Origin of the sequence: Streptomyces sp. NBC_00102, from assembly GCF_026343115.1 — a bacterium.
Lineage (GTDB): Bacteria > Actinomycetota > Actinomycetes > Streptomycetales > Streptomycetaceae > Streptomyces.
Window position 1 is genome coordinate 619303 of sequence record NZ_JAPEMC010000002.1, and the last position, 9853, is coordinate 629155.

A 9853-nucleotide genomic window follows, 5' to 3' on the forward strand; every position below is an offset into this window, starting at 1 on the left:
GGTCGCACCCATCGCAGAGGAGAAGAGCATGTCCGCCGATCGAAGGACGCCGCAGCGCGGCACACCGCCGGAGGCCGCCGACCAGTTGCGGATGCGGCGGGCCGTCGTGCTGTCCGCCCCCTCCGCCGGCCCCGGCCCCGACCCCGGCCCCGAGCCGGAGACGGGGAACCGGGGGACCGAAGGCGCGCACCGCGAGGGCCGGAACCCAGGGCGGCAGGACGGCCGCGAGCGCGGAAGGCACGACGGACCGGGCGGCGGTACGGAGGGGGGCGCGCCCGCGCCCGCCAAGGGCAACCACCGGCCGATGCTCGCCGCCGCCGCGGTGGCCGGTGCCGTGCTGGTCGCGTTGCCGCTGGCCCTGAGCGGCAACGACAAGAACGACCACGAGCTCGACTACGAGGCTTCGGGCCGGGAGACCGCCTCCCCGCCGGGCAGCGGCCCGAACTTCACCCTCGACGTGATGACGCCGACGCCCTCGGAGAGGACACGCGTCCACGAGGGCGACAACGCTCCCGGGACGACCCCGTTCTCCCCGTCGAGGGCTCCCTCCTCGTCCGCGCCTTCGGCCTCCCCCTCTCCTGCCGCGTCGTCGGCCACCCCCGCCATCCCGGTCTCGCCCCGGAAGACGTACCAGGGCCCCGGAATACGTGCCCCGCACGCCTCCGTACGGGAGAGCACGCACCCCTCCACCCCGACGGCCCGGTCCGCGACGCCGAGCCCCGAGCCCGGCCGGGTCCAGGTCGCCCGCGTCGAGGCCGAGAAGCCGGACACCGCGGCGGCCGTCGAGGCCGGCCGGGGGCCCACCGCGGAGCCCAGCACGGGGCCGGGCTCCGGACCCACGACGGGTCCGGGCTCCGAGCCCACGACGGGGCCCGCGACCCCGGCGGAAACCCCCGTACTGCTGTCCGCACGGGTGGCGGAGCCCGTGACGGTGCCGACGCCGACGCCGGGTCAGGAGCACGCGGAGGAAGGACACTCGGAGGAAGGACACACGGAGGAGGGGCGTACGCAGGAGCTCGCCGCGCAGGAGGCGGCGGCCCAGGAGGCGCAGAGGGCGACGACGCCCGAGGGCGGCCCCACCGGACCCGCCGGACCGGACGCGCCGACCACGTCCACCATCACGTCCACCGGTCCAAGCACGGCAGCCGCCCCCAGCGCGCCGACGGACCCCCACGTACCGACCGATCCCGGCACGCCGATGGACCCCTCCACGGCGACCGGTCCCGCCACGCCGACCCCAGAGACCGCAGCGACCCCGACGACCGAAGAGATCCCACCGACGGTAGAGACCCCACCGACCGTCGGGACCACGGTGACGGACCCCACCGTCCGGACCACGGAGACCCTTCCGGGTGGTCAGGACGCGGGGGCCGCCGTTCCGCAGGACGCGGGCGACACGGTCGTACGGGCGACCCGGGTCCTGGAGAGTGGCGAGACGATCGAGTCCGAGCGGGCCGCCCTCTCCATGGGCGAGGACGGCAACCTGGTCGTCACCGACGAGAACGGCCTCGTCCGCTGGTCCTCGCACACCGAAGGCCGGGGCCACAAGGCGGTGTTCCAGGCGGACGGCCACCTCGTCGTCTACACGAGCGACGACCGGACCGCGTGGTCCTCCGGCACGGCGGGGCACGACGGTGCCGAGCTGGTGTTGCAGAGCGACGGTGACGTGGTGATCGAGCAGGACGGCGCCGTCCTGTGGGTCAGCGGAACCGCCCACTGAGCGCGACCGGCCGGCCACCCGCGACCGGCCGGCCCGACACGGCGGCAGGACCGACCGGACCGACCGGACCGACCGGACCGGCCGGACCGACCGGACCGGCCGGACCGGCCGGACCGGCGGGTCTGCGCGGACCGTCCGGCCCTTCCGCGCCACTCGCACCGTCCGCACCGTCGCGGGCGGGCGGGCCGTCCGGCGTGGGCGGCGTGGCGAACGGGTCCCGCACCGGACCACGCACCACGCCGCTCGCCTCGTCCTCGCGCCAGAGCCGCAGCGCCGCCACGAGTTCGCGCAGGGCGGCCTCCCCGGTGGCGCCTGCCCCGCAGAAGCCGGCGGGCGGGAGTTCGCCCATCAGCACCACCGCGCGCTCACCCGGCCGGGCACGGACCTGGAGGACCTCGAACCGTGTGCCGGGCGGGAACAGCACCCGGTCCGGCTGCTCGGGTTCGAGGAGGGCGGTCCGGCGACCGGTGGCGGAGCGGATGAGGACGTCGGTGTTGCCGGGGCGGCCCGGCGTGCCCGTGAGCGACGCCGCGCACACGCCGTACGCGGTGGCGAACCGGTGCGCCCGGTAACGCCGGAGCGCCGCCGGGTCCAGCTCGGCGCGCAGGACCACCACCCCGGCGTAGGCGGGGAGCAGGGACAAGGCCGCCAGCGCGGACGGATCGGCCGTCGCCGGGGTGGAGGTACGGACGCGCCCGGGTTCCTCCCCGTCCGGCCGGGCATGGGCGGCGAACCGCATTCGTACGGCGGTGAGTCCGGCGCGCACGGTCTCGGGCGGCAGCAGTCCGCCCAGCCCGGGTTCGTGGCGCAGCGCCAGGTCGACGACCGCGGCGTCCGCGGGCGACCCCGCGGCAGGGCCGGGGTGTACGAGGAGGGGGGCGGCGGGAAACCCGGGGCCGCCCCGACCGGAGGCCGGGACGTGCGCGGCAGAGCCCGGCGCGGCAGGGACGTGCGCGGCCGGGGCCGGCGCGGCGGCCGGGACGCGCGGCCGGGGGATGCCGCCCGCCGGTCGCCAGGGCCGGCCGGAGGTCACCATGCGCACCGGTGGGCCGCCGTCGGCGGACAGGCGCCCGAGGACGTCGTCGGCCAACTGCCGCAGCCGGGGCAGGAGTCGGGGGAGTCCGTCGTCGCAGAGGATCAGCTCGTGACCGGGATGGGCAGGGGCCCCGCGCACCTCGTCGGCGTCGGCGGGTTCGGTCGAGGGGCGGATCCACAGCCCCCAGGGCAGGACTTCCAGGACCGCGCCGGACCCGCCGTGGTGGAGACCCTGGCGGAGCATCGGCAGATGGTCCAGAGGCCAGCGGTGGTCGGTCGCGAACGCGGGATGCGGGGGTCCCTCCGGCTCCGGGGGCAGGTGGAGGAACTCCCTGGCCCGGACGGGGCGCCCGGGCGTCCCGTCCGGTGCGAGGAACAGGACCTCGTCCGACAAGGCCCGGCCGACCAGCGGGTCGCCGGTCGGGAAGCCGTTGTAGACGTGCACGGCTTCCCCGGTGAGGGCGGCGAGGTGCCGGCCGAGGGACGGAGTCCCGGGACCGCGCCCCGAGCCGTACGGCATCACGCGCGGCGCGAAGCCCTCGGGCAGGCTCCGCCAGAACCGGGCGAGGTCCTCCGCCGCGGGTTCCGGCGCGCCAGGGGTGCCGATCACGACGGTGGGCGCGTCGGCCCGGCACCGCAGCCGCGCCGCGAGAAGGCCGCGATACCGGTTCTGGGCGGCGTCCTCCCGTACCGGGCGCAGCCACACCCCCGCGGCCACCGGCTCGGCGACGGCGGCCGGTCCCACCGGCAGCGGACGGCCCGGCAGGCCGGCGTCCCACGCGGGGCGCGGGAACCGGCGGGAGACAGGGTGGACCTGGCCCTCGGGTGTGCACAGCACCCAGCCCCGGCCCCGGTCGGCCCCGATGAACAGGGTGCCCCCGGCGGAAGGGCGCAGGACGCCGTCGGGCACGACCACGTGCTGCCCCAGGTGCCGCGCCAGCCTTCGGCCCGCGGGTGCGGCGCCCCGGGCCGGTGTCCGGCCGAAAACCACGCGCAGACCGTGCGGACCGGCGGGCACCGCCCGTGCCAGCGCCTCCTCGACGGCGTCGAGCGGGGACCCGGGCGGGAGGTCCACCACCACCAGGGCGTATTCGGAGTCGGAGGCCAGACCTGCGGCGAAGAGCTGGGACTGGCGGTCCGGGCCGGCGGCCGGGTGGACCAGCCAGGCGTTGCCCACCCGACGCACCCCGAGGCGCGGGGCGGCCGCTGCGGGCGCTGCCGGTGTCCCGGCGGGTGGTGGCTCGGCGACCGGGGACGCTTCGGCCGGCAGTGCTCCGGACGGTGGTGCCGGGCGGGCTCTCGATGGCAGCCAGGGGCGTCTTCTGCCGCCTGCGCCGCCGTCATGGTTCTGTGAGGTCAAGTGCCGGTCCGGCAGGGCGCGGAACCCGGGGCGGCGACCCGCGAGCCGGGTGTGCCGTCACCGGCGAGGGGGGACGAGGGGCGGGGTCCGACGGTCCTCGTCACCTGACTGTGTTTCATCCTCGGCGTCTCCGTGGTCGTGCTGGGGCCGCGCGGCCGTGCGGGGGAGCTGTCGGCTCCGGCGCGCGATGCCCTGGGGCCGATGATAGGGAAATCGGATATCGCCGACAGGGTCGGCGCCCTTCCGGGAAGCGTCCGTGCCCCTCGGTGCAGACAGGGGCCACGGAGCTTGCGGCCGGCGGACCACCGAGCCCACGGCCGACGGGGTCACGGACCTTGCGCCCATCAAGGGCACGGAGCCGCGGCCGTCGGGGTCACGTGGAGGACGCGTGGGCCGCGGGCAGGGGGAGCCAGATCTCGAAGTGGCCCGCTCCGACCGACGTGCGGTAGATCAGCGCGGTGGCCAGCCGGTACCGTCCGCTGGACCGCATCGTGTCGCGGATCAACGCCTGGATCTCGCCCGGCTGGTCGGACCAGTCCAGGACGACACCGTCGAACCAGCCGTCCTCGATCGCGGCCCGGTACCCCTCCGGCCCGCCGAGGTGCAGGCCCTCCCGCCCGGTGTAGTCGATGTAGTAGACCGACGTCCACAGGGTGTAGTCCGTCAGCCCCCGGTCACTGAGGTAGTAGACCGGTGCTTCGTGCGGCTGGCCCAGCCACTTCTGGCCGGGCCGCACGTTCTTCGCGAGCTCCGGGACGAGACGGCTGGTGTCGGGCCAGACGCCGTAGTTCTGGGCGGACTGGGACATGCCGAAGGTCAGCGCGAGCACCCCCACCGCGATGACCACCTGCGGGAAACGGAAGTGCGCCCCCATCAGACGGTTCAGGCCGACCCCCGCCATCGGGGCGGCGAACAGCAGACCGTAACCGATGTGCTTGTGCAGCGAGATACTGGTCTGGAGATGGATCTGGTAGGCGGGCGCGAGCAGCGCGGTGCCGGTCAGGAGGACCCCCAGAGCCAGCCGCCACCGGCGCGGCGGCCCGTTCGGCACCCGGCCGGGAACCTCACCGAGCCCCGCCCGGCGCGTGTACAGCACCGTGCCGAGTCCGGCCAGGGCGAAGAGCAGCCCGCCCCACCGGGCGCAATCCCCCAGCAACTGCCCGAGCGGGGCGGTCCCGTGGGCGCGTTCGGTGGTGGTGCTGCGGATCGCCTCCAGGTAGTCCGTGGTCAGCAGGCCGACACCGAGCAGAAGGCATACCCCGGCGGTGAACACCGCCCCGCGCCGCAGCGCCTCGCGCCCTCCGAGCCTCTCGTGGGCGACCAGCACCAACAGCAGTGCGACGGTGGGCAGATACAGCGCGGACGCGTACTTCACCCCCACCGTCAGGGCGGCCACCGGAGCCGCGGCGAGCGGCAGGGCCCAGTGGCCAGGGGCCACCCGGACGAGGATCCACGCCGTCAGGGCGAGCAGGAAGAGCGCCATCGCGTCGTACGTCGCGAAGTTGCCGAGGAACAGCGTCGACTGGGTGACCGCGAAGACGCCCGCCGCGAGCAGCGCGGTGCGCTCGTTGAAGAGCCTGCGGGTGAACGAGTGGAGCAGGCCCGTGGAGCCCAGCATGAACGCCAGGCTCATCAGCCGTACCCCGGTCAGTCCGGCCGCCGAGTCCACCCAGGCGGCCAGCACCGGGTACAGGGCGGGCGATCCGGAGAAGTAGCTCGCGAAACCGCCGTATTCGGGCAGGCCGTGGAAGAGGTGCCCGATCATGGCGTGGCCGGCGTAGACGTAGAGCGCCTCGTCCTCGAAGGCGCTGTTGTGCAGGCGCAGCGACAACAGGGCCTGCACCAGCAGCAGACAGGCCAGCAGGGCGCGGCTCACCCAGGTCCGGCGGCGTCCGGGCTCCGGGGACCACCCCCTCGCGGGCACCCGCCCCAGCACCCAGTCCGCCCGGGTGATCTCGTCGAAGGTGTACCCGGGGGCCGGCTGCGGGCCGCGCACCGCGGGCACCCGTATCTGCAGGGTCGACTCGGGGTCGTACCACCCGGGGGCGTTCCCGGGGGTCTCGGTGGTCGTCACGGGCGCCTCACGTCGAAGCCGAACCGCGGGTCGGCGACACCGCGGCGGAAGGCGGCGAGCGCCCCGGGACCGCTGTCGATCCGCCAGTCAATCCCGTCCGGAGCGTCGTTCGCGTCGAACCAGACGAACCCCACGACATCGCCGCGGGTGGTCACGGCGCGCACCAGGTCCGCGACGTCCGCGGGCCTGCGGTCACCGGGCGGGGCTGCCGTCCCGGCGACCAGCACGGGGATACGGGTGAACGCCCGCGCCTCCTCGACGGCGGGGCCGAACAGGGAGTCGTACGTGTGGGGACCGCGCTCGGTGTAACGGCCCGCCACACCCAGCCAGTCGGCGTAGGCGTCACCCGGGTAGTACGGCTTCAGCCGCACCGACGGCTTCACCGCCACCGTGGGGCTCCAGACCCACACGACGTTCGACACCCCCATGTCCTGGAAGAGGTCGTGGACGTGCCGCCACGCCCCGACGAACTCCTCGGGGCTCGCCCGGCCCGCTCCCCACGGCCGCCCGCCGTCGTTCATTCCGGGGGCGAACGCGAGCGCCACCGGCACATTGAGGTCGCGGAGCGCCTCCGCGACGTGCCTGACATAGCCGTCCCTGGCACCCGCCGCGATCTCACGGAGCGTCGTCCCGAAGGGTTCCCAGGAGAGGTACGGCAGCACCCGCTGCTCCCAGACGGCCGCGACCCGGTCCCGGGGGAACTCCTCGTCCCAGGTGAAGCTCTGGGCGAGCAGCGTGGGCGCCTTGCCGGTCCTCCGGGACCACAGGGCGAGATAGCCCGGCGTCACCGGCTTCCCGGCGAAGGAGACCCCGAGGTACTTGTGGTCCCCCCGGGGCCGGATCAGCCAGGTGACGTCGAACGGCACGTACGGCGCGGTCCGTTCCTCCGCCCCCTCCCCGCCGGCGCCGATCGGCGCCGTACGGCTCGGCGCGCACCCCGCGGTCGCCGCCACCGCCGCGCCCGCCGCCCAGCGCAGCAGCCCTCTGCGGCCCACCCCGCTCACGCCGGGACCGACTCTGCGAGGCGGCCGGGAGCGGACGCCGTGTCCGGCCCGGCGGAGACCGTCGCGCCGCCGGTCCCCGTGTCCTCGTCGGGACGCGGCAGGACCAGGACCCGCACGACGGCCGCCGCGTAGAAGAGCCCCGAGGCGAGCGGCAGCGCGAAGTCCTCCGGCACCATCGTGTCCATCCGCCACAGCGCCGCACCGATCCACACCGCGGTCGACGGCACCGTCCACGCCCAGACACCGATCCACAGACGCCGGGTGTTGTTGCGGCGGGCACCTCCCGAACCGGTCGGCTGCCAGCCCATGGGCCGCCGACGCAGCACGTCCCAGATCGCGAAGACGTGCGACCAGCTGTAGAGGACCCGTGCCGCCCACGCCTCCAGCCGGTACGGAGTGCGGTGCCACAGCGGGTACACGACGACGAGGTAGAGCACCCCCGGCAGCACCAGCCGCATGTCGGTGAACTTCACCTGCTCGGGGAAGAACAGCAGGAGCACGGAGACGATCAGCGGCCCGGTGAACAGGATCAGGGCGGACTCGACGTAGTACACGAACCCGGACACGTAGCAGAGGCGGCTCGCGAACCGCATCCGTACCTTCCAGAAGTCCTGGACGCTGCCCAGCATGCTCATGGACGCCATGCACCAGCGGTACTGCTGGTTGTAGTAGGCGCCGACGGTGTCCGGGCACAGGCCGGTCGCCAGCGCCAGCGGTACGTACCGCAGGTCCCAGCCCCGGGCCCGCAGGTCGAACCCGGTGTGCATGTCCTCGGAGTGCTCGATCAGGCTGGTGCCGCCGACCTCGGCGAGCGCGGTACGCCGGTAGACGGCGCAGGAGCCGACGCAGATGGAACCGTCACTGCTCTGCCGGGACACCTGCACCGAACGGTAGAACAGTTCCTGCACGGCCCCGGCGCCCCGCTCGATCCAGTTCTGCTGGTCGAGCACCCGGAAGTACTGCGGGGACTGCACGATCCCGATGTCCGGGTCGGCGTCCATGTACGGCAGCAACTCGTCGAGCAGATCGGTGCGCGGGACGAAGTCGGCGTCCAGGATCAGGATGAACTCGGCCTCCGAGTGCGCGAACCCGTACCGCAGGTTCCCCGCCTTCTTGTACCAGCCGCGATCGGGCCGCACCAGATAGCGGAAACCGAAGTCCTCGGCCATCGACGCCACCTCCTCACTGTCGGAGTCGTCGAGGACGAGCGGAACGACCTCCCCGGGGTAGGACTCCACCAGCCGCCGGAGGTGGGTCCAGGTGTTGTGCAGCACCTCCAGCGGCTCCCCGCACACCGGCAGGAACACGTCGACCGACGGATACTCCCGCGGCGACCACGCCCGCACCAGCGCACGGTGCGCCCCGATGTCGAAACTCGGGCTGAACAGCTCCAGCCGCAGCGAGATGAGCACCCCCAGCACCGAGAGCAGCAGCACCGGTGCGAAGAACCAGATCCACGGCCCGTGCCGGGCGGAGTCGATCTGGCTGTAGAGCACGCACGCGAAGCCCAGGAACGACGTGGTCGTCAGCAGCCAGGTCCGGCGCACCACGTACGCGTACTTCTCCCGCTCGTCGGGCGGGGTCGGCAGCAGCCCTCCGGGGGCCGCCGGACGCACCGGGCTCCCGCGCCCGGGGCGGCGCGCCCGGCGGACGGGCCGTGCGGCACCGGTGGCGTGGACGACTCGGACGACAGCCATGATGTCGGGCTCCAAGGGCGGCTGATGTGATCGCTGCCGTCGGCGCGCCGGGCCGGAGGACCCGGCGCCGCTCGCCCGGCAGCACGCCGGACACGCTAGGGAGCGGCGTGGTCCGGTATGCGCGCTCGGGCCGAACAGGGCCCTTTGGTGCACGACTTGTGTACGGAGTGCCGCCGCCCGGCGCGCCCCGCACCCTGCCTGCGCCACCACCGGCAGGCCCGTGCACGGCCCGTGCACGTCCCTTCGGACAGAGTCCGCGTTCAAGCGGGCACGGGCGGCCGCCCGCCGTTCTCCCCGACACCCGCCTCGTGTTCATTGGGCGCTGTGCGGTGGCGGTACCCGTCAGCGCTGCGCGGTGGCGGTCCCCGCCCCCGCCCCCGGAACGCTTCCGGGAGGAACGCCGGGCCGGAGGAGGAGTGAGCGGGTGTCCACGCCGTTCGACGAACAGATCGAGCAACTGCAGGAGACCTACCGGACGCAGTTGGCGCAGATCGACGACATGCAGCGCCGGATGCGCGAGGTGTCCGGCACGGCGACCGCCAAGGCGCAGGCCATGAAGGTGACCGTCGGCCCGCAGGGCGAGCTGACCTCGGTCGAGTTCCCGACCGGCGCCTACCGGCGGTTGACGCCGAAGGAACTGGCGGACCTGGTGCTCTCCACCGTCCAGGAGGCGCGGGCGAAGGCGACCGCCGAACTGGCACAGGTCATGGCACCGCATCTGCCCGAGGGGCTGGACGCCGAACACCTGCTGCGGGGCACGGCCGACGTGAAACGGCTCATGCCGCCGGAGCCGGCCATGTCCGAAGCGGTACGGCAGTACGTGGAGCAGGGGCGCATCGCCCCGGACTCCGCGGACGGGCCGAAGATCGCGCACAACTGACCCCTGCTCCCGCCCCACGCCCCACATCGCGCCCCCCGGCGGACGCGGTGCCCGTACCGACCCCGCCCGAGGAGTGAGCGCAC

6 protein-coding genes are annotated in these 9853 nt (G+C 74.4%); 2 read left to right on the forward strand and 4 right to left on the reverse strand.

The features are described 5' to 3' along the window. The first annotated feature begins 28 nt into the window (after nucleotides 1-28). Entirely contained in the window at nucleotides 29-1720 is a 1692-nt protein-coding gene (locus OHA55_RS30040) for a hypothetical protein (protein WP_266712234.1), read from the forward strand. On the opposite strand, the gene OHA55_RS30045 is transcribed toward OHA55_RS30040, so the two are convergent. From OHA55_RS30045 to OHA55_RS30060, 4 genes are all read right to left on the reverse strand, one after another. Further along, nucleotides 1701-3932, reverse strand: coding sequence for a hypothetical protein (locus OHA55_RS30045; RefSeq protein ID WP_266712236.1), 2232 nt, complete (start codon nucleotides 3930-3932; stop codon nucleotides 1701-1703). The two genes, OHA55_RS30040 and OHA55_RS30045, sit on opposite strands and share 20 nt — an antisense overlap. A gap of 556 nt (nucleotides 3933-4488) precedes the next feature. Beyond that, a complete protein-coding gene (locus tag OHA55_RS30050; protein ID WP_266712238.1) occupies nucleotides 4489-6189 on the reverse strand; it encodes a glycosyltransferase family 39 protein in 1701 nt (566 codons plus the stop codon). Beyond that, complete coding sequence (locus OHA55_RS30055) at nucleotides 6186-7193, reverse strand: glycoside hydrolase family 26 protein (protein WP_266712240.1); 1008 nt, start codon at nucleotides 7191-7193, stop codon at nucleotides 6186-6188. The genes OHA55_RS30050 and OHA55_RS30055 overlap by 4 nt, the downstream gene beginning before the upstream one ends. After that, on the reverse strand, nucleotides 7190-8890 hold the full coding sequence (locus OHA55_RS30060; RefSeq protein WP_266712242.1) for a glycosyltransferase family 2 protein: 1701 nt from the start codon (nucleotides 8888-8890) through the stop codon (nucleotides 7190-7192). The genes OHA55_RS30055 and OHA55_RS30060 overlap by 4 nt, the downstream gene beginning before the upstream one ends. 424 nt (nucleotides 8891-9314) lie before the next feature. On the opposite strand from OHA55_RS30060, the gene OHA55_RS30065 reads away from it, so the two are divergent. Further along, on the forward strand, nucleotides 9315-9770 hold the full coding sequence (locus OHA55_RS30065; protein ID WP_266712244.1) for a YbaB/EbfC family nucleoid-associated protein: 456 nt from the start codon (nucleotides 9315-9317) through the stop codon (nucleotides 9768-9770). Nucleotides 9771-9853 lie beyond the last annotated feature (83 nt).

What these genes read in the sequence shown, in the direction of transcription:
- OHA55_RS30060 (WP_266712242.1), bottom strand. Translation starts at nt 8,890, where the DNA reads ATGGCTGTCGTCCGAGTCGTCCACGCCACCGGTGCCGCACGGCCCGTC.
- OHA55_RS30040 (WP_266712234.1), top strand. Translation starts at nt 29, where the DNA reads ATGTCCGCCGATCGAAGGACGCCGCAGCGCGGCACACCGCCGGAGGCC.